The sequence below is a fragment of the Paraglaciecola sp. QJM3NY_14 genome (assembly GCF_056173245.1).
This window is the reverse complement of the sequence record NZ_CM149664.1, coordinates 1,849,092-1,869,896: the sequence shown is the minus strand read 5'-3', so window position 1 is coordinate 1,869,896 and position 20,805 is coordinate 1,849,092. Positions and strand designations below refer to the sequence as shown.

The following is a 20,805-nucleotide window of genomic DNA, read 5'->3' as shown; positions in this document are numbered from 1 at the left end:
AAAAAGCGACGAGATTGCTTGGATAAAGCAAAATGGGCCGTTATTCTAATCAAAGGGACTGTTTGCGCCAAATTGTTGAAAATTTACTTAATTCAGTAATTTGTCGTATAAAATGGCAATATATTGGTAATTTAACTACAAGGGAATTTATGCGGATCACTGGCATCCTACTTTCTATTTTCGCCCTCTCGGGATGCGACATGCTGTTCCCTATGACAGCCACAAAAATTTGTGAAGAGCACTCTGAATTCTGTGATGACCTTAATCCTGATGGGTGGTGCTTAGCGGAGAAGAGCCGAATCATTAAGCATAGGTACGCTTACCAGCAGTCACCTAGCGAACTGCTTGACTATTACTTGCTTGAAGACTTTGAAAAGTACAAAGTGTGTATCAATAAAGCTGCACAAATTGAACATATCGTTCAGGTAGAAAAGCAAACTAAGCGCAGGCAAGCCGCAGTCAATGCGGAGCGTGAGTTGAATCGGTTAGTACGCAAGACGCGTAATTCAAAAGAGCCACATTTATTGCTTTATCACTGGTCGCGCTTTGGTAAACAAGACGCGTTAACCCACTTCTTAGCACTTGAAAAACAAGGCAAATTAAATACCGCGAGTCTGCAATTAGGCTTAGCCTCTTATTATGTGAAATTTGATTTAGAGAAGGCCAAAGGCGCTTTATATAAGGCATTAGCGCTTTATACGGAAGAGCAAGATATTGATACCAATATCTTCGTGAGCCTGAGTACCATTAACCTAAAACAAGAAAATTACCCTGAGGCCTACGTATGGGCGTACTTAGCTCATGAGTTCAAAGTGGAAAATATCAGCTTGACTGACATTAGAAATGCCCTGCCGGCCTCAAGCGACATAACGTCGCTCGAAGACAAAGCAGAGCAATATAAAGAAGAAATTGACGACCGTGTATTTTCACTTTGAACATATCAAAGAGCCAATGTGTACAAAAAACAACCAACATCTGAAAAAAACTTTCACTAAAAAAATTTATTTTTTTTCAGTTTTATCAAATTAGAGGATGTTTTATGCAACAGAACGAGCAAAAGTCGTTATTTTTACGTTTTATTGAAGGCCAAAGACACAGAGTTGACACAAAACCGTTGTCCCGTTGGGGCGGGTCCATCGCTAAAGACATGACCTAAGTGCGCATCACAGTTTTTACACACGATCTCGATACGCTGCATGCCATGGCTGTTGTCTTGTTGAAACTCGACGTTTCCATCAGCACTTTGCGCCGAAAACGACGGCCAACCACAGCCCGCATCAAATTTGTCTTGGGCGTCAAACAACTTCTCACCGCAGCAACGACATACATAATCTCCGAGCGCGTTGTTATCTAACAGCTCTCCAGTGAAAGGGCGTTCAGTGCCTTTTTGGCGCGTCACCCTAAATTCTTCATCACTGAGTTTTTCACGCCATTCTTGCTCAGATAATTTCATCGTTTTACCTCAATTCTCTGTTTATACGTTAGGCATTATAATGGGGATGACATCGTGGTTTTCATCGTTTACCAACTAAAACCTGCCGCTTTCAATGCCTAACGCTCAGCTTTGTGCCATCTGTTATGCTAGATCGCGTTGAACAAACAAATGCTATTACTGGCTTGTTTGTAGCAATTTTGAACCACAACTTCAGGTTGTTCACTAAACTGGGCATAACGCGTATCAAGTACCAACTTCCAACGTTGATTAGCCTCGTAAGTTGGGCAGTTGAACTTAACATCATGGTCACTGGCGTTGAACACGATTAACCAGTGTTCTGTCGTTTCACCGGTTGCATATTCTTCCCCGCGCAGTTCTACAGCAAAACATTGATTATCAGGGTCGTGCCAATCATCTTCTAATTTACGAGCTCCGTCTGGGCGATACCAATAAATTTTTGCCACATTGTGGGATAAGTCAAAATTGTCGTCTTGAAGCTGCAAATGGTGCAACAGCACGCTTTGCTTGCGAATATCAATTACGTGCTGGCAAAAGGATAAAAACTTTTGCTGGGTAGCGTCTAAGTTCCAATCAAGCCAACTAATAGGGTTATCTTGGCAATAGGCATTATTGTTACCTTGTTGAGTACGACTTAGTTCATCCCCACCCAATACATGAGGTATACCTTGGGATAATAACAAGGTGGTGAACAAATTACGTTTCTGCCGTTCGCGGATAGCAATGATTTTCGGATCTGTCGTTGGACCTTCTACGCCGTAATTGGCGGACAAATTATGTCCGTGTCCATCACGGTTTTGCTCACCATTTGCTTCATTATGGCGTTCTTGATAACTCACCATATCATGCAAGGTAAAACCATCGTGGTAGCTCACGTTGTTTACAGAGGTTAAAATAGAGCGGCTTTCTTTGGGAAATACATCTCTTGAGCCTAGCAAACGGGTGGCAAAATCACTGGTGGTGCCTTTATCTCCTCGCCAAAATGCGCGCACGGTATCTCTATATTTGTCATTGCATTCAAGCCAGTTAGACGGGAACTGCCCCAAACGATATCCACCATGCCCTATATCCCAAGGCTCAGCAATTAACTTGCAGCCAATTAACACAGGATCTTGACGTATCGTTCTAAAGAAACCTGATAAGGCTGAAAACTCATAAGGATCGCGACCTAAGCTGGCAGCCAAATCAAAGCGGAATCCATCCACTCCCATTTCCTGTACCCAGTAGCGTAATGCATCCATGACCATTTTGAGGACATACGGAAAAGCCGTGTTGACACTGTTACCACAGCCAGAATTATTTACGAACTTGGTATAATCAATAGCCCCGTATTCATTGCGTTCAAATAAATAGAAAGACGAGTTATCAAACCCTTTAAAAGACAAGACCGGGCCGTCTAAACCGCCTTCTGCCGTATGATTGAACACCACATCTAATATGATTTCGATGCCCGCCTCATGATAACTATCCACCATGGTTTTAAATTCACCAATAGCGTCATTTACAGCATATCTTGGTTCCGGACTGAAATAGTTTATCGGGTTGTAGCCCCAATAATTGGTTAGGCCTTTATTCGTAATGTAAGGCTCAGGCATGAAGGCCGCCACTGGCATTAATTGAACGGCACTGATCCCCAAGTCTTGTAAATGCTTAATCACGCTAGGCTGGCACATGCCTAAATACGTCCCTTTTAGCTCGGATGGAATATTCGGGTGCTGCGCCGTCATACCTTTTACATGAGCCTCGTAAAGCACAGTGTGATCCAAAGGCGTATTGGGCTTTGCTGGACGGTCTTGCCATGCTGAATTTGCAACGACCACGCTCTTGGCAACCATCTTCTGACTGTCGCCAGAGTATAGCTTCGCATCCCAAACCATCGGCCGACTCAACTTTTTAGCGTAGGGATCGATTAACAGTTTTTCCGGCATAAAGCGAAAACCAGTGGCTTCTTTGTTGCCCCCAGATGTTCTGTAGCCGTACAACTGCCCCGCTTGGATACCTTCAATATAGCAGTGCCAGACTTTGCCCGTTTTAGCGGGCACGTCAATAACCGCAATTTCTGCCTCATCTTCGCTGCTATACAAACACAGCTGAACCAGATCAGCGTTCGGACAATGCACGGCAAAATTGCAACCATTTTCGTCGAGCACGGCACCTAAATAGGTAGCGCTTCCTGGCTGCACGTTTAAATCTGACACTGTCATTACTTACTGTCCCTTATACAAAATAAACACGGTTGCCAAAGGGGGTAACGAAACACTAATAGAATAGGCTTGGTTGTTCCACGGCGTTTTATCCGCTTTGATGGTTTTATTCTGGCTGTGCCCACTGCCCCAATATTGTTTATCATCGGTGTTGAGCAAAATGCTGTATTCCCCTGGGGCCTTAACGCCTAAGCGAAAATTGGTGCGCGGCACGGGAGTAAAATTACTCAAAGCATAAACTTGCTGCTTACCCCCTTTTGATTGTCGCAACATGGCTAAGGTGCTTTGCTCAGCATTTTCATGCTCAATCCACTCAAAACCCGCGGGATCATGGTCTAATTCATGTAATGCAGGGTATTCAGCGTAAAGTGTATTCAAATCTCGATACAGCGCTTGTATGCCACTGTGTTTGTCATAATCAAGAAGATGCCAGTTAATAGAACTGTCGTGGTTCCACTCTGCCGATTGCCCTATCTCATTACCCATAAAATTAAGTTTCTTGCCTGGGTGCGCATACATGAAGGCGGCGTAGCAACGTAGATTCGCCGCTTGCTGCCATTCATCCCCTGGCATTTTTCGCAATAGCGAGCCTTTACCATGCACTACTTCGTCATGAGATATGGGCAATACAAAACTCTCGTCATATGCATACACCATGGAAAAAGTCATTTCCCCGTGATGGTATCTACGATAAGACGGATCTTTAGATATATAATGCAACGAATCATGCATCCAGCCCATATTCCACTTAAAGCCAAATCCTAATCCGCCTTCAAATACCGGCCGAGATACCTTGGCGAATGAAGTAGACTCCTCCGCAATGGTCATCGCATTCGGGTAATGGGAATACACTTCTTTATTCATCCATTGCAATAGGCTAATGGCTTCGTAATTGTGGTTACCGCCATCCACATTAGGCACCCATTCGTCTGCTTCTCTGGAATAATCTAAATAAAGCATAGATGCCACTGCATCAACACGAAGGCCATCAACATGATATTTATCTAGCCAGAATAAAGCGTTAGCCACTAAAAATTGACGCACTGTGTCTTTGCCAAAATCATAGATACAAGAGTTCCAATCTGGGTGCCAACCCTTACGTGGATCTTCATATTCGTACACATGAGTGCCATCAAAGCGCGCCAAACCATGGCCATCTTCAGGGAAGTGGGCAGGTACCCAATCGATGATGACGCCAATGCCATTTTGGTGACATTGATCAACAAAATACTTAAAGTCATCTGGCCCACCAAAGCGACTAGTAGGTGCAAACAAGCCTACAGGCTGATATCCCCAAGAACCATCAAATGGAAACTCCGAAATAGGCAATAACTCTAAATGGGTGTACCCCATGTCTTTTACATAAGGAATAAGCTCATCGACCAATTCGTGGTAACTAAGATATGTTTTGCCAGATTGGCTATCTGGGCGCTTCCAAGAGCCTAAGTGCACCTCATAGATACTCATGGCTTGAGTGTATTTATCCCCTTTGACTTGTTGTTGCCATTTCGTGTCTTGCCACTGGTATTGCTCGTGATCAAATACCACCGAGGCATGGGACGGGTATTGTTCAGCATAAAAGCCAACTGGGTCAGCCTTGTGCGGCAGCTCATTACCGTGGGCATCTTTGATTTGATACTTATATTTATCACCGGCTTTAACACCCGGCACAACTAATACCCAGTACCCAAAATCGGTTTTTTGCATAGGCAAACATGAGCCGTCCCAATAATTGAAATCCCCAATAACAGATACTGCACTGGCATTGGGCGCAAACACGGCAAATCGGGTCGCGGGGATAGGAGTTTTCAAACCGACGTCTAAATCAATTAATTGCGCACCTAATTGCTGATATATGTTTTTTGGCAAATGATCAACGAAATGCACCGCGTGAAAGGCTTGCTCTTGAAACTGATAAGGGTCGATGATGCGATAGCTGCCTTGCGCGTTTTTAACTTCAAATGCATACACTGCAGGGGGATTACCTTTAGTAAACTCAGCCGTAAACAGATCACTCTGGGCTTGCCTCTTGAGGCTGCCTATCGCTTTTTCCGTCACTAAATCAATCACCTTAATACCAGTGGCGTTTGGTACCCAGGCTGTGATAGTAAAAGCGTTGTCGGTTTTGAGAAGACCTAGATGAGAAAAAGGAAAGGTACATTGAGCGTGTTGTAGCTGTTTTTCTAATTGCATTGTGCCGCCTTGCAGTGTTGGCGGCCTGACATACAGGCCGCCTGAGTTATTTATTGCTTTGCTTGACGTCTTACCTCTGTCAAGCGATGAGCTAACGCTTGTAGCTCAGGGTTGCTAAAAATCTGTTGTAAACTTTGAGTCAGTTTACGTTGCCAATTCGGGTATTCATTAAATGTACCCGGAATATTAACGGGTTTATCCATTTCTAACCAATCTTCTAGCTGCAAACTGAGCAGAGAGCTCGAACCGCCAGCCATGTGCGTTTGCATACCAAAATTAAGTCCCTTGGTCATACCTACTTGATTCACATCTCCACTGATTTCATCAGAAATAGAATGATGACCATGCAAGGTATCTAAAATAGACTGTTTGTTATCATGTCTGCTCTCGTACAAGCTTGCAAGGATCTCTTGTGTTGGATACAAGCCTAGTTCCTTGCCTAACGCCAAATCGTCGCAATGCCAAAAGCCATTTAAGGTTGGCATATCGTGCGTGGTTAACGTCGACATTGATTGCACTGGATAATGACTAGGCGAATAAAACCCGCCATCTTTGGCTTGTTCGAAAAAGAACACGCGATAAGAATAAACGCCATTATCCGCCAGCTTTTCACGGATTTCCTCCGGCACTGTGCCTAAATCTTCTCCTATCACCATAGATTGATTGCGATGGCTCTCTAGTGCCAAGATCGCAAGTAAGTCATCCACAGGATAATAAACATAGCCTCCTTGCTTAGCGCTGTCCCCTTTAGGCACCCACCACAACCGCAAAAGTGCCATCACGTGATCGATACGCAAAGCGCCGGTAGCATGCATATTTGCACTGAACAAATCGATGATCGGTTGATACGCTTGTTCGTATAATTTGTGTGGATCCATAGGTGGCAATCCCCATGTCTGTCCAAGCGGTCCTAAAATATCTGGTGGCGCTCCCACACTTGCCTCAGTGCAGTACAACGCTTTGTTTCCCCAAATCTCTGCGCTGCCTTCACTGACACCTACAGCCAAATCACGATATAAACCAATCTGCATGTTGTGGTCTTGGGCGACTTTATTGGCTTTTTCAAATTGCTGGGCAGCCTGCCATTGTAACCACAAGAAAAATTGCACACGTTTAGCGTTCGCTTTGGCAAATTTAGCCACTGCTGGGGCGTTAAAATCAGCGTACTCTGGAGGGAAGACAGGCCATCCCCATGAAGCTTTGCCTTTTAAGGCTAAGTCCTCTTGCAATGCATCATATACAGCGATGGTTTGTAGGCTTTCACCCCCTTGCTCGACAAATGCTTTAAATGCGCGGTTTTGAGTCGTGTTCTTAGTAAAATATTGCTGGCGTTGCCAGTCAAACACCGTGCTTAATGCTCTAAGTTTTAATTTGGTCACGACGGGATAATCAACTAACTCACTGCCACGTGCTTGCTGTATAGCCCCTTGGAACTCAGCAGCATTCACAATAGCCTTGGTGCTGTCTTGCTCATACCCGTCAACGGCAGCAACATCAATGTAAATAAAATTTAACCAACGACGAGACGAAGGCCCATAAGGGCTGCATGCGCTAGGGTTGGCAGGATACAATGAATGAATGGGGTTTAAGCCGATAAAATCCGCGCCGGTTTTCGCTGCCTCTGCGGTCAAATAAGCCAAGTCGCTAAAATCCCCCACTCCCCAGTTATCATCACTGCGCAGACAATACAGTTGCACACTCAAGCCCCACACTTTATTACCGTCTAATAACGTTTGTGGTTGATAGCATGCATGAGGCGCGATAATGACGCGCATCTCGCTCAGCGACTCGCCATCGACTATTAGTGATAGGTTGTGGTAACCCAAAGGCAAGTTGCACTCGATTGTAATGTAATATTCGTGAAACTCTATCTCATCAATATGATTCACGTTAACCAGTTCACCGTCGATGGGCTCGAAAGAATGGGCAATCACTTCGCTGCTTTCCAATGTTAGCTGCGCGCTATATTCATCGGTCACCAACTCGATAGGTAGGCGCACACAAAAGGAAAGCGAATCATTGCTGCGTTGCACATGAACGGGATTGAGCGGTGTTAACCAATCTTTGATCATTTCTTGCTTCACTTGCTCTTCCAGAGCAGATTGATCATCAACGTTATATCCCATAACGCCTAACAGCTTCTTCTTCACTGTTGATTCGATGGTGGCAGGTTTACCCCACGCATCGGTGTAATTTGACTCAATACCGCGATGCTCTACGAGCTGATCAATCAATGAAGCTGTCATTAATATGTAATTCCTATAAATGGGGACTATGTTCAGCCTACCATTATCAATCAAAGCCAACGTCAGGCGAAGTTGAATACGTTTGCATTAAATAAAACTGTAACAAAATAACATTTTTAAGGGATTATTTTGCCTTATTTATCCATTTAGTCCATAATTTCGTAATTATATTTCACAATTTTGAATTTACGACTCGTCAGAGTTCGAACTTACGACCCGCTTAGAGGATGTATATATGACTATTAAAATTGGTATCAACGGTTTTGGCCGTATAGGTAGATTTGTTTTTCGCGCAGCATGTGAGCGCAGCGATATCGAAGTAGTCGGTATCAACGATTTATTAGACGCAGATTACATGGCGTATATGTTGAAGTACGACTCAACTCACGGCCAGTTCAAAGGCACTGTTGAAGTACAAGACGGACAACTGGTTGTTAACGGTAAAACCATCCGCGTAACGGCTGAGCGCGACCCTGCTGCATTAGCATGGGCTGACGTTGACGCGCAAGTCGTGGTTGAAGCGACAGGCTTGTTCTTAACCGACGAAACCGCGCGTAAGCACATCACTGCTGGCGCTAAAAAAGTGGTTCTTTCGGCGCCTTCTAAAGATGATACACCTATGTTCGTTATGGGTGTTAACCACGACACATACGCTGGTCAAGAAGTGGTTTCAAACGCATCATGTACAACTAACTGTCTAGCGCCGCTGGCTAAAGTATTAAATGATAACTTCGGTATTGTTGACGGCCTGATGACAACGGTACACGCTACGACAGCGACGCAGAAGACCGTTGATGGCCCTTCTCACAAAGATTGGCGCGGTGGACGCGGTGCGTCTCAAAACATCATCCCGTCATCAACTGGCGCAGCAAAAGCCGTAGGTAAGGTTATTCCTGAGCTTAACGGTAAGTTAACGGGTATGGCGTTCCGTGTGCCGACGGCTGACGTTTCTGTGGTAGATTTAACCGTCAACCTAGCTAAACCAGCAACTTATGCGCAAATTTGCGAAGTAATGAAAGCGGCATCTGAAGGTGATCTGAAAGGCATTATGGGTTACACAGAAGACGCTGTTGTGTCTCAAGATTTCATTGGTGATACACGTACGTCAATCTTTGATGCCACCGCAGGTATCGCACTAACCGACACCTTCGTCAAACTAGTATCTTGGTACGACAACGAAATCGGTTACTCGAATAAAGTATTGGACTTGGTTGCTCATATCAGCAAATAAGCTAACTTATCTTTATTGTGAAAAGGCAGTCATCTACACTAGGTGACTGCCTTTTTTTGATCTCAAGGACTCTTCCATGCACCTTTGTAACACCGCCTCTTTGCTTCCCCAAGACGACATCGAAATGCTTATTATTGATAACGAGCATGCTCATGCGACCATTTCATTGTTTGGTGCGCATATTCTCAGTTTCACTCCCAAGCACGATAAAGTGCAACGCCTGTGGTTGAGCAAGAATGCATTGCTCGATGGCAAGCATCCTATACGTGGTGGAATCCCTATTTGTTGGCCTTGGTTTGGCGCTCATGCCACAAACGCAGAGTTAGGCTCTCATGGTTACGTGCGCAATCAGAACTGGCACATCGTTGACTGCCAGGACACTGAACAATGCACCAAGATCAGCCTTAGACCAACTACAACGACTGGCCTAGGCTTTGACGGCCAAGCACGATTAACAATGATCGTTACCGTGGGCGCTGAACTTCGTATTCAGTTGGTCACCGAAAATACCGGCAATAGCGCATTGACTTATACCGGCGCATTGCACACTTATTTTCATGTAGATGATATTAATGACTGTGAATTGACTGGGCTAACAGGTGAATATTTAGACAAACTACAAGACTTTAAACGTTTTGATACCCCTACCCCTTATCGATTTCAGCAGGAAACTGACAGAGTGCATTTAGCCACGCCTAAAACATTATCGATAAGCTCAGGAGCGCACCAGACTGGCATCGCGTCAACCGGTCACGACAGCATAGTAGTGTGGAACCCATGGGCTGAAAAGTCAGCGAGTATGCAAGACATGGAAGATGATGGCTTTCAAAAAATGCTGTGCGTTGAAACTGCTGTGACCCAAGGCCAACAAGTACTACCAGGCCAGTCTCACACGTTAGAACAAGTTATTCGCTAACCTCGATATACAGCTTTTTTTGATAATGTTTTACACCAAGCAATAAAAAAGGGAGCCGACGGCTCCCTTCTTAAATCTACACAGCGCAGTAGCTACCTTAGCGATACCTACAACGCCAAATTGCTAAACGATTACTCGTTGCCTTCAGCAGGTGCTGCTGGCTTTTCTAGCAATTCTTTGATGCTCAAACGAACACGGTTTTGACGATCAATTTCCATCACTTTAACGTTGATGATTTGACCTTCGCTAAGATGGTCAGCCACTTTATTCACACGCTCATGAGCGATTTGTGAAATGTGTACTAGACCTTCTTTACCCGGTAAGATTTCAACGAACGCACCAAAATCAACAATACGAGTCACTTTACCTTCGTAGGTTTTGCCTGCTTCAACATCAGCCGTCACTTGCTCAATTTTGCTGATAGCGATATCAGCTTTAGCACGCTCGGTAGCGAAGATTTTGATTGTGCCATCATCTTCGATTTCGATGTTAGTGTCAGATGCTTCAGTAATAGAACGGATCATTGCGCCGCCTTTACCGATAACGTCACGGATTTTATCTTGGTCGATTTTCAATGTGTAAATACGCGGAGCGAATTCAGACATTTCATCACGGTGACCAGAAATCGCTTGGTCCATCACACCTAGAATATGCAAACGCGCTTCTTTTGCTTGTTTCAAAGCAACTTGCATGATTTCTTGAGTGATACCTTCGATTTTGATATCCATTTGAAGCGCAGTGATGCCTTCAGTGGTACCGGCTACTTTAAAGTCCATGTCACCAAGGTGATCTTCGTCACCCAAGATGTCTGAAAGAACAACGAAGTTTTCATCGTTTTTCACAAGACCCATAGCAATACCAGCTACTGATGCTTTAATTGGAACACCCGCATCCATCAATGCCAAAGAGGTACCACAAACTGATGCCATAGAAGACGAACCGTTTGATTCAGTGATTTCAGACACCACACGTACTACGTACGGGAATTCTTTTTCAGACGGCATAACCGCTTGAATACCACGTTTTGCTAGACGACCGTGGCCTATTTCGCGACGCTTAGGTGAACCAACAAAACCTGTCTCGCCTACACAGTAAGGAGGGAAGTTGTAATGCAACATGAAACGGCTATCCACTTTACCGTTTAGACCGTCAATCATCTGTGCGTCACGCTCTGTCCCAAGGGTAGCGGCAACGATAGCTTGTGTTTCACCACGAGTGAACAAAGCAGAACCGTGAGTACGTGGCAAAATACCCGTTGCTACGTCAAGTGCACGGATCATTGCAGGGTCGCGACCATCGATACGTGGTTGACCAGCAAGAATACGTGAACGTACTACGTCACTTTCAAGCTCATGTAAAAGCTCAGATACTTCTTTAGCGTCTTGCTCTGCATCCGCTTCAACGATGGCAGCAACAGTTTTGTCTGTTAGTGCAACGATAGCGTCTTTACGTGCCATCTTGTCAGAGATTTGATACGCCTCTGTCATTTCAGCTTCAGCAAGTGCTTTAATTTTGTCTTTAAGTGTAACGTTAGCAGGCTCAGCAACCCAATCCCACTTAGGCGTGTTAACTTCAGCAGCAAATTCAGTCACTGCATTAACAACGGTTTGCATTTGCTCATGACCGAACATAACGGCACCTAGCATCACGTCTTCAGACAATACTTCAGCTTCTGACTCAACCATCAATACTGCGCCTTTGGTACCGGCAACCACTAAGTCTAGTTGGCTAGTTTCAAGCTCAGAAGTACGTGTATTAAGTACATATTGGCCATCAGTGTAACCAACACGCGCAGCACCAACAGGACCATTGAAAGGCATACCTGAGATAGCAAGCGCGGCAGACGTACCGATTAGCGAGATGATGTCAGTTGGAATTTCAGGGTTAGCTGAAACAACCGTCACTATGATTTGTACTTCGTTCATGAACCCGTCAGGGAATAATGGACGAATTGGACGGTCAATCAAACGAGACGTTAGTGTTTCGTATTCAGAAGGGCGACCTTCACGCTTAAAGAAGCCACCTGGGATTTTACCCGCAGCGTACGTTCTTTCTTGGTAGTTAACCGTCAACGGGAAGAAGTCTTGGCCTGGCTTGGTGTCTTTTTTACCAACAACAGAAACCAACACTGATGTGTCGTCCATGCTTGCCATAACAGCAGCGGTTGCTTGACGAGCGATTACGCCCGTTTCTAGCGTGACAGTATGCTGACCATACTGAAATGATTTAGTAATAGGAGTCATTATTTTCCTTTAAATTTTAACTAATGCTTTCTTTATCGCTTTTAAATGCGGCGCATAGTATAGCGGTAAGGTCGTATTAAAAACAGCGACTGGGCGGAAATAACCCTGAAAAATAGGCATTTAATGTAACGCGATATGCGTTCTGGTCATTAAGTGACATTCTGATGAAAGTTTTATAAACACTTTCGAAGCAATAACGTTAAGCCAAGTAGTTACCGCGATATCTTTAAAGCAAAAATAATGCAAACAATAACCAAACGTTTACTTGCCACGGAACCAGAGCCAGAATCGGCCCCCCAATTAAAAACACCATAGATCAACGGATAACCTATGGTGCATAATTCTAAAAGCACTGAAACGCTATGAAGGAATTAATCGCCTTGATAGGCCAAGCTAATAGGGTAAAACCATCTGGCATTCACAAAGTAATTCAGCCAAGTGGTAAATCTAATACCTCGAGCGCTTCGCTCATCGTAAAACGGATGCGGCACCTCGTCGGTGGCAAAATCATCTGTCATAATGGTGTGAATCGAGCCTTGACCAATATAGTACTGATAGTTGCGGGTCGTATCCGCTAACTGGTCGAAAGAAGCTGTCATCCGTGCATTCCACTCGGCAAAGTACAAGTAATCGCTTGGTTGCAATGCCCAAGAGAAAGGATTGGTATTGCCCTGATCGATTTGATCCATGACTTTGTTGAATAGCACTTGTACCCCATCAAATTCAGTCGTGTACTGAGCGAACCGATTACGCGGATAGCGATATGATAAGCGTTGAAATAAATCCACGTTTAAATCTGCCGCGGTATAGGTGCCCAGACCACTTCTAAAAATGCTAGGTAAGGTATTTTCGAAATTCCAAGGACTGCCCGAATGAAAAACATCGTTAACAAACCCTTCAGAAACGATAGATGCCGAGGCGTCAGCCAACAACGCTATTTTAACCCGCGGGAAAGCAGCCTGAAGATATGGGAAGTTTAGAGTCGCGCCATAGCCCCCAGCGCTAGAGCCCGTAACCAACATCTTGTTTATCGCTTTTCTGTACCTCTTTTTTTCCTTGAAACGGTTTTTCATCCATTCTTGAACGGCTAGAAAATTATCATAGCCTCTGTGTTTGACAGTGATAGGTGCGCCAGGAAAGCCGGTGATAGTTCCGTCAACATCGGTATAAACCACTTCACTTGAACCGGCATGTAAATCCCCGGTACAGTAAGGAATAAAAACTTTACTCCAGTCTTTAAAAGGGTTTCGTCTATTGTCATCGTCAAATACCCCACCCGCATCGACGGGAGAGTTTTCTTGCAGTACTGATGGATTATAGGTTGGGCGATTATCTGGCACGTTGTCCAGTGCCAATGATGCTACGCAGGTCGCATCATTCCAACAAGACCCGCCGCCATTAAAAAAGACCAACACGTTTTTGCTCTTGCCCTCTTTAAAATAAAATCGGAAAGAATTGTCCAGTGGAGTACCGTCAAGTGGATTTGGTACTGTATCGAATGCACAAGAAGGAGTAATCGTTTTTGGCTGCCCATTCTCATCGACAATGTCCATTTCGGATGCCACCGGTATGGTTTGCCACTCGCTTTGTTCTTGTTGATGATGTTTCGCCATCACAGGTAACGTACTGATTAATAATGCAACGCCCATTAAATACTTGCTTTTCATATGTTTCACTCCGTGAGATAAAAAAACTTCGAACTAAAAAATCACCTATACAACTCGCAAGTATTCAAACCTATCTGCCGTGCGAGTACGCTCCTATTGAATGCGCCTAATGGCAACACACCAACGGATAACTAAGTTCGCAAAGAGAGATGATTTTATTTACCACATACTAGGTAAAAAAATTATAAACAGGTTTATCAGTGGGATATATAAGAAATTGACACTTATTGGATACATTCACATTTTTTGGCTGTAAAAAAACCTTACTACAGCGAGCACGAACAGGGCTGCTGAGCATTAGTAGCATCCTATAGAAAAGAACACTCTAGCGGTTTAAAACGGTATAGGCGCTTCTATTTCCATGTTTTTTCCGCTGTAAGGGTGGGTAAATTTGATATGAGAGGCATGTAACAAAAGTCTGGAGGCCATTTGCACACTGTGGCTATTGCCGTATAAATCACACCCTAAAATGGGATGGCCCATCGCTAAGCTGTGCAGCCGCAATTGATGAGTGCGCCCCGTTTCAGGGGTGAACTCAACGCGAGTGCGCAGCGGGTTGTCAACATACTCAATGACACGATAATGACTTATAGCTTCTTTACCCGTGTCATAGCAGATTTTTTGTCGCGGGAAATTAGGCGGATCTTTCGCGATAGGCACTGATACCCTCCCCTCGGTTTGCTCAATTTTTCCTAGTAGCACAGCCGTGTAACGCTTCTTTACGGTTCGTGCCTGAAACTGCTTAGTTAACTGAGCATTGCTATTTTTATCAAGGGCCAGCAGCAGCACACCTGACGTGCCAAAGTCCAGACGATGTGCCATCGAAGCAGTAGGAAATTCCTGCACAATTCGGTAATGCACTGAATCTTTATTCAACGGGTTTTTACCCGATAAACTCAGTAACCCACTAGGTTTATTTACCGCTAACAGGTATTCATCTTGATACAAAACCGTGACCGCCTCATCACATGGCGGCGCGATAAAAGTATCTATGATGGCTGTCATGATAATTTTTCATCATTTTGCCGCGGCGCCTTACTCAGCAAGTTATCTGTGTCTTCGGGGTGATCGTTATCAGGCAGTACAATGTCATCCTCCTGCAATAAACGCGTATCAAGTTTCTTGTTCGATTGCACTCCTAAGGCTTTAAATTGCTCTGCTTGGCGGATTAAGTTGCCTTTACCCGTCGTCAGCTTATTCATTGCGGCGTCATAGTTACGCTGTGTAGATTCCATCGATTTGCCGACTTTTTCCATGTCACTGACGAACCCATGAAACTTGTCATACAATTTGCCTGCGTTAGCCGCAATTTTCTGCGCGTTTTGATTTTGATATTCGTACTGCCAAATATTGTTGATAGTGCGCAGCGCCACCAGCAAATTCGTTGGACTGACCAACATAATATTATTATCAAAGGCGAGTTTGACCAGCTCAGGAGCATGTTCAGCAGCGAGTAAAAATGCGGGCTCGACAGGAATAAACATCAACACATAATCCAGTGTTCTTAAGCCTTTTAAGTCTTGATAATCCTTATTACCTAACTCTTTGATATGATTACGCAAAGATGCGACATGTTGATTTAAATACACCTGCCGTGATTCTTCATGTTCTTCGTTAAAATAGCGCTCATAGGCGGCAAGAGACACTTTTGAATCAATCACTACGTCTTTGTCGTTGGGCAAGTGCACCACGACATCAGGCTGATAACTTTTACCACTGTCATTTTTAAGGGCAACTTGGGTATCAAATTCGTGCCCCTCCCGCAAGCCGGACTCTTTTAACACCCGCTCTAATACGACTTCCCCCCAATTGCCTTGCTGCTTATTATCACCCTTAAGGGCTTTAGTGAGCGCAGCGGCATCTTGGGTAATTTGCTGATTCAGCTCTTTTAAGCCCATGATTTCCGTTTTAAGTGAGGCTCTTTCTTGACCCTCTTTCACGTACTGGTCACTGACTTGCTTTTTAAACCCTTCAATTTGGTCTTTCAGCGGACTCAGCAAGGCATCGAGACCGGCTTTGCTTGACTGCTGGAATGCGTTATTTTTCTGCTCGAAAATTTTATTCGCTAAGTTCTCAAACTGCTGTTGCAAACGTTGTTCTGATGACTCAAGCAACGCAAGCTTCTCATCGCTGGCAAGCTTTTCTTGTTCAAAGCGCGCTGTTTTTTCGGCCAGTTCTTCACGTAAATCTGCCGCGTGTTGCTGAATTTGCTGATAATGCCCTTGCCAACGTTTGCTGTCTTGTTCAAGCACGGGGATACGCTCTACTTGCTGGCTCAGTTGCCCTAACGCATTTTGTTGATTTAACTGCAACTGCCGTAAATTTTTATTCTCGCTGTTTGATTCTTGCAGCGCTTCTTTTAAGTCCAGGACTTGTTGCTGAACATAGGTTTGCGACTGTTGAAAACGTTGCTCTAACTGGGATGTTAGCTCAGCTTGCTGGCGACCAGAGAATACCGCGTTTAACAACCAGCCGATAAGGATCCCCAAAACGGCTACGGAGCCAAGTAAGATTAATAGATTGGGATCATCGAAGGAAAAGTGCTGGAAAAAATTCATAGGGTAAAAGAGATCCTAAAACTGAAGATAAATAGTTGGTAATCAAAGTATCGTGATACATGTACCTTGATAAAAAAACCATGATAAGTGTACCTTGATAAAAGTACCGTGATGTAAGTACCGTGATATAAAAATATCGAAGTTTGATGTCGGAAGGTGTAGCACAAAAAAGGCGCCATTAACCCGGCGCCTATTCTAAATCAGCATGCTAAATCAAGCTTCAGCTTTGGCGTTTGCTTCTTGAATCTTCACCTTCCAAATGGCAGGTCCAGTTTCATGGGCATTGGCCCCAGTGCTGTCTACTGCAACAGTAACCGGCATGTCTTTCACTTCGAATTCATAGATGGCTTCCATCCCTAAATCCTCGAATGCCACCACACGTGACTTCTTAATCGCTTTAGACACCAAGTAAGCGGCACCGCCCACGGCCATCAAATAGACCGCTTTGTGCTTGGCAATACTGCTAACCGTAGCTGGGCCACGTTCGGCTTTACCAATCATGCCAATAAGGCCAGTTTGTTCAAGCATCAAATCAGTGAATTTGTCCATACGGGTAGCCGTTGTTGGGCCTGCAGGTCCCACAACTTCGTCACCTACTGCATCAACTGGGCCCACGTAATAAATGAAGCGGTCGGTCAAATCCACACCGTCTGGCAAGCCTTCTCCATTATCGAGCATGGTTTGAATACGTTTGTGAGCGGCATCGCGTCCGGTTAACATCTTGCCAGAAAGCAATACCGTTTCGCCTACTTTCCATTCTTGAATATCTTCTTTTTTGACGTCATCTAAATTAACGCGGCGGGTGTCTTTACTCACTTCCCACGTCACTTCAGGCCAATCGTTTAAATCAGGCGGTGTAAATTCTGCTGCACCAGTACCATCAAGATGGAAATGCGCATGGCGGGTTGCTGCACAGTTAGGGATCATCGTCACTGGCAATGAAGCGGCATGGGTTGGCAATGATTTAATTTTAATATCAACCACGGTCGTCAACCCTCCTAAACCTTGTGCACCTATCCCTAAATCATTCACTTTTTTGAAGATTTCAAGACGCAATTTTTCTTCGGTCGTTTGTGCGCCTCTGTCCATTAGCTCCTGGATATCAACCGGATCCATCAAGCTTTCTTTGGCAAGAACGGCTGATTTTTCAGCGGTACCACCTATGCCTATACCCAGCATGCCCGGTGGACACCACCCTGCCCCCATAGTCGGTAAGGTTTTCACCACCCAATCTGCAATGCTGTCATTGGGGTTTAACATCACCATTTTAGATTTATTTTCTGAACCGCCACCTTTGGCCGCGATCATCACTTCAATACCTTCGCCTGGTACGGTATCGATATGCACAACCGCTGGCGTATTGTCTCTGGTATTTTTACGCGCACCCGCTGGATCTGAAACAATAGAAGCACGCAACGGATTTTCTTTATTGTTATAAGCGCGACGCGTTCCCTCATCAACCATTTGCTGCACCGTCAGGTCAGTTTTATCCCACTGCACACCCATACCTATTTTAACGAAACAGGTCACTATGCCCGTATCTTGACATAACGGACGCTTACCTTCGGCTGACATACGTGAATTAATCAGTATTTGTGCCATAGCGTCTTTTGCGGCCTGACTTTCTTCCTTGTTGTAGGCTTTTTCAACGGCCTTGATATAATCTAACGGATGATAATAGGAAATAAACTGCAAAGAATCTTCAATGCTATCGATAAAGTCCTGTTGACGGATAACAGCCATAGTTGCCTCTTGTTTGATGTGTCACAAAGTTTCGACAAAGTCATGTCAAAGAGCTCGACAATTGTCGTTCGTAGGTCGCGCATATGATAACCTGTGATGATAGATTGCTCCATGATAAATCGCCTTATAGAACTCGCAATGACTGTTTTTGGCCAATATCATCACACTTAATACGCTCGACTAGATGGAAATCCAGCTTTGCCAACCCTGAACATCACTGAATTAAACGCACCTAAAAATCACAGTATGAGCCGTTTATTCCAGCACTTCGCCGACCAAGAATGGGCCATATTGTTAGACTCTGCCGACAGTGCCCACATTGATGGTCGGTATGATGTTATGGTTGCAAGCCCACTCGCCACGCTCGTCACCACCGGTGAAAGCACACACATTTCCTTCACGGGCGCGCCCCAGAACAATCGTGTCAGTCAAGAAGACCCCATGATGTTAGTGCAAGCTGTGCTCGAAGAGTACTTGGGCGCGGAGTCGGCTTCACTCAGCACCTCTGCACTGCCTTTTAAAGCCGGCGCAATGGGCTACTTTGGTTATGATTTGGGACGACGATTCGAAGACTTACCCCAACAGGCAGAAAACCCATATTCTGCCCCTGATATGGCAGTAGGGATTTATCACTGGGCGGTTGTTAAAGACAACCGGACTGAGCAATTTTACCTGTGCCACTTTCCCACTGACCACAATGACAATGCGCCTGATGCAGCGCATATAAATGCCCTGTTGAACCATGTTGACGCAGCATGCCCCACTGATGATACTCAGAAATTCATCTTAAGTGGACAATGGCAGTCCAATATGAACAAAAGTCAGTACGTGCATAAAATCGCGCAGGTTAACGCTTACCTAAAAAGTGGCGATTGTTATCAAGTTAACCTTGCTCAACGATTTGACGCCCCCTATTCAGGTGACGAGTATCAGGCGTATTTGCGACTACGGGACGCCAACAAAGCGCCGTTTTCAGCCTTTATTCGTATTCCTAAAGCAGTGATCATTAGTATTTCCCCTGAACGTTTTTTGTCGGTCGACAACCATGGAAAAGTGCAAACGAAACCCATTAAAGGCACCCGACCACGCTCGCCGGATCAAGCGATAGATGAGCAAAATATTCAGGCGCTTCGAGGTTCAAGTAAAGACCGAGCAGAGAACTTAATGATTGTGGATTTACTGCGCAACGACTTAAGCAAGTCTTGCCAACCGCACTCAGTGGACGTGCCTGCGCTATTTGAAATAGAGAGCTTTGCTGCAGTGCATCATTTAGTCAGCACGGTGACAGGTCAACTCGCTGATCAACAGACCGCCCTGTCTTTATTACGTGGCGCGTTTCCCGGTGGCTCTATCACTGGAGCACCTAAAATTCGCGCCATGGAAATCATTGAAGAGTTAGAGCCCCAAAGACGTAATATTTATTGTGGCAGCATTGGATACCTAGGTATTGATGGGGATATGGACACCAGCATATGCATTCGTACAATATTGCTCGAAAATTCACATATTTACTGCTGGGCAGGCGGCGGAATTGTGCTAGATTCTACCGCACTAGACGAATATCAAGAAAGTTTAGACAAAGTGTGTAAAATACTGCCCGTATTATTGCAAGGGAACGCCTAAGCACATGAATAAAAATGAATTTCTCTCTCGTTTTCATCATGCCCGTACTATCCACCCTGAATTGGACTATCCATTGCTTACTGCCGGTAAGCCTGCCGCAGTATTAATGCCCATGCTTGAAAGACAGGGCCAACTTAGCATGTTGTTCACATTACGCTCTAGGCACTTAAAGCACCACGCTGGTCAAGTAAGCTTCCCCGGCGGCAAGCAAGAACCAAGTGACAACAACCTTTTAAGTACGGCTTTAAGAGAGACCCATGAAGAAATCGGTATACACCCGCAATGTATAGAAGTGGTGGGCAGCCTGCCGCGTTATCGTACCGTGAGCCGCTATGAAGTCATCCCTTTTGTGGGTTTTGTGCGCATGCCATTAGAAATGACACTGGATACCAACGAAGTAGAATCAGTGTTTGAAGTCCCCCTGTCGTTCTTACTGGACAAAAATAATCACTTTATCCATTGGGTGAAGCGTAAAAACGCCGCCCAGCATCCCATTTATTTTATAAAATGGCACGAACAAGTCATATGGGGAGCAACCGCCGCGTTCGTTCGTGTGTTATCAAACCATGTAGCCCAAGACTTTTCAGTCGAGCAGTAAAAATCGAGTGTTAAAAGTGGATCAGTAGAAGAGCAGCAATAGGTCTACTTCATTTGCACGTTCGCAACTATTCACAGGTCGCAGCTATTCACGGGTCGCAACAATATCTTTACATTGCCTAAAGGCAATA

Annotated in this window: 14 protein-coding genes; 5 read left to right on the top strand and 9 right to left on the bottom strand. The window is 44.8% G+C overall.

Features of this window, described 5'->3' with window-relative positions; all coding sequences use genetic code 11:
* The first annotated feature begins 212 nt into the window (after window positions 1–212).
* Complete coding sequence (locus tag AC0VYA_RS08035) at window positions 213–935, top strand: DUF2989 domain-containing protein (protein WP_232283304.1); 723 nt, start codon at window positions 213–215, stop codon at window positions 933–935.
* A gap of 134 nt (window positions 936–1,069) precedes the next feature.
* Here the strand turns inward: AC0VYA_RS08035 and msrB are convergent, their stop codons facing one another.
* The 4 genes from msrB to malQ form a co-directional block, all read right to left on the bottom strand.
* The gene (gene msrB / locus AC0VYA_RS08030) at window positions 1,070–1,453 is read right to left on the bottom strand and encodes a peptide-methionine (R)-S-oxide reductase MsrB (RefSeq protein WP_011574467.1); all 384 of its coding nucleotides are present in this window, start codon (window positions 1,451–1,453) and stop codon (window positions 1,070–1,072) included.
* A gap of 128 nt (window positions 1,454–1,581) precedes the next feature.
* Window positions 1,582–3,657, bottom strand: coding sequence for a glycogen debranching protein GlgX (gene glgX / locus AC0VYA_RS08025; protein WP_475490645.1), 2,076 nt, complete (start codon window positions 3,655–3,657; stop codon window positions 1,582–1,584).
* Between the two features lie 3 nt (window positions 3,658–3,660).
* Entirely contained in the window at window positions 3,661–5,850 is a 2,190-nt protein-coding gene (gene glgB, locus AC0VYA_RS08020) for a 1,4-alpha-glucan branching protein GlgB (protein ID WP_475490644.1), read from the bottom strand.
* A gap of 50 nt (window positions 5,851–5,900) precedes the next feature.
* Window positions 5,901–8,096, bottom strand: coding sequence for a 4-alpha-glucanotransferase (gene malQ / locus AC0VYA_RS08015; protein ID WP_475490643.1), 2,196 nt, complete (start codon window positions 8,094–8,096; stop codon window positions 5,901–5,903).
* 235 nt (window positions 8,097–8,331) lie between these two features.
* Between malQ and gap the strand changes: the two genes are divergently transcribed.
* Together gap and AC0VYA_RS08005 are read left to right on the top strand one after the other, a co-directional pair.
* Window positions 8,332–9,327: a type I glyceraldehyde-3-phosphate dehydrogenase gene (gene gap / locus AC0VYA_RS08010; protein ID WP_475490642.1), complete on the top strand. Its 996-nt coding sequence runs from the start codon at window positions 8,332–8,334 to the stop codon at window positions 9,325–9,327.
* A 76-nt stretch (window positions 9,328–9,403) separates the two neighbouring features.
* A complete protein-coding gene (locus AC0VYA_RS08005) occupies window positions 9,404–10,243 on the top strand; it encodes a D-hexose-6-phosphate mutarotase (RefSeq protein ID WP_475490641.1) in 840 nt (279 codons plus the stop codon).
* A 131-nt stretch (window positions 10,244–10,374) separates the two neighbouring features.
* On the opposite strand, the gene pnp is transcribed toward AC0VYA_RS08005, so the two are convergent.
* From pnp to AC0VYA_RS07980, 5 genes are all read right to left on the bottom strand, one after another.
* Window positions 10,375–12,486 (bottom strand): polyribonucleotide nucleotidyltransferase, encoded by a 2,112-nt coding sequence (pnp, locus tag AC0VYA_RS08000; RefSeq protein ID WP_006994106.1) that lies wholly within the window; start codon window positions 12,484–12,486, stop codon window positions 10,375–10,377.
* 371 nt (window positions 12,487–12,857) lie between these two features.
* Window positions 12,858–14,153, bottom strand: a complete 1,296-nt coding sequence (locus AC0VYA_RS07995) for a pectin acetylesterase-family hydrolase (RefSeq protein ID WP_475490640.1) — start codon at window positions 14,151–14,153, stop codon at window positions 12,858–12,860.
* Between the two features lie 333 nt (window positions 14,154–14,486).
* Window positions 14,487–15,158 (bottom strand): RluA family pseudouridine synthase, encoded by a 672-nt coding sequence (locus tag AC0VYA_RS07990; protein ID WP_475490639.1) that lies wholly within the window; start codon window positions 15,156–15,158, stop codon window positions 14,487–14,489.
* On the bottom strand, window positions 15,155–16,711 hold the full coding sequence (rmuC, locus tag AC0VYA_RS07985) for a DNA recombination protein RmuC (RefSeq protein WP_475490638.1): 1,557 nt from the start codon (window positions 16,709–16,711) through the stop codon (window positions 15,155–15,157). Before rmuC ends, AC0VYA_RS07990 begins: the two co-directional genes overlap by 4 nt.
* 213 nt (window positions 16,712–16,924) lie before the next feature.
* On the bottom strand, window positions 16,925–18,454 hold the full coding sequence (locus tag AC0VYA_RS07980) for a fumarate hydratase (protein WP_475490637.1): 1,530 nt from the start codon (window positions 18,452–18,454) through the stop codon (window positions 16,925–16,927).
* 246 nt (window positions 18,455–18,700) lie between these two features.
* Between AC0VYA_RS07980 and pabB the strand changes: the two genes are divergently transcribed.
* The gene (gene pabB / locus AC0VYA_RS07975; RefSeq protein WP_475491046.1) at window positions 18,701–20,077 is read left to right on the top strand and encodes an aminodeoxychorismate synthase component I; all 1,377 of its coding nucleotides are present in this window, start codon (window positions 18,701–18,703) and stop codon (window positions 20,075–20,077) included.
* Between the two features lie 4 nt (window positions 20,078–20,081).
* The gene (locus AC0VYA_RS07970; RefSeq protein ID WP_475490636.1) at window positions 20,082–20,675 is read left to right on the top strand and encodes a CoA pyrophosphatase; all 594 of its coding nucleotides are present in this window, start codon (window positions 20,082–20,084) and stop codon (window positions 20,673–20,675) included.
* Window positions 20,676–20,805: the final 130 nt, after the last annotated feature.

Bases quoted from the DNA above. Each gene is read 5' to 3' on its own strand.
- glgX (WP_475490645.1), bottom strand. From the start codon at position 3,657: ATGACAGTGTCAGATTTAAACGTGCAGCCAGGAAGCGCTACCTATTTA.
- AC0VYA_RS07980 (WP_475490637.1), bottom strand. From the start codon at position 18,454: ATGGCTGTTATCCGTCAACAGGACTTTATCGATAGCATTGAAGATTCT.
- AC0VYA_RS07995 (WP_475490640.1), bottom strand. From the start codon at position 14,153: ATGAAAAGCAAGTATTTAATGGGCGTTGCATTATTAATCAGTACGTTA.
- msrB (WP_011574467.1), bottom strand. From the start codon at position 1,453: ATGAAATTATCTGAGCAAGAATGGCGTGAAAAACTCAGTGATGAAGAA.
- gap (WP_475490642.1), top strand. From the start codon at position 8,332: ATGACTATTAAAATTGGTATCAACGGTTTTGGCCGTATAGGTAGATTT.
- rmuC (WP_475490638.1), bottom strand. From the start codon at position 16,711: ATGAATTTTTTCCAGCACTTTTCCTTCGATGATCCCAATCTATTAATC.
- AC0VYA_RS08005 (WP_475490641.1), top strand. From the start codon at position 9,404: ATGCACCTTTGTAACACCGCCTCTTTGCTTCCCCAAGACGACATCGAA.
- AC0VYA_RS07970 (WP_475490636.1), top strand. From the start codon at position 20,082: ATGAATAAAAATGAATTTCTCTCTCGTTTTCATCATGCCCGTACTATC.
- pabB (WP_475491046.1), top strand. From the start codon at position 18,701: ATGAGCCGTTTATTCCAGCACTTCGCCGACCAAGAATGGGCCATATTG.
- pnp (WP_006994106.1), bottom strand. From the start codon at position 12,486: ATGACTCCTATTACTAAATCATTTCAGTATGGTCAGCATACTGTCACG.
- malQ (WP_475490643.1), bottom strand. From the start codon at position 8,096: ATGACAGCTTCATTGATTGATCAGCTCGTAGAGCATCGCGGTATTGAG.
- AC0VYA_RS08035 (WP_232283304.1), top strand. From the start codon at position 213: ATGACAGCCACAAAAATTTGTGAAGAGCACTCTGAATTCTGTGATGAC.
- glgB (WP_475490644.1), bottom strand. From the start codon at position 5,850: ATGCAATTAGAAAAACAGCTACAACACGCTCAATGTACCTTTCCTTTT.
- AC0VYA_RS07990 (WP_475490639.1), bottom strand. From the start codon at position 15,158: ATGACAGCCATCATAGATACTTTTATCGCGCCGCCATGTGATGAGGCG.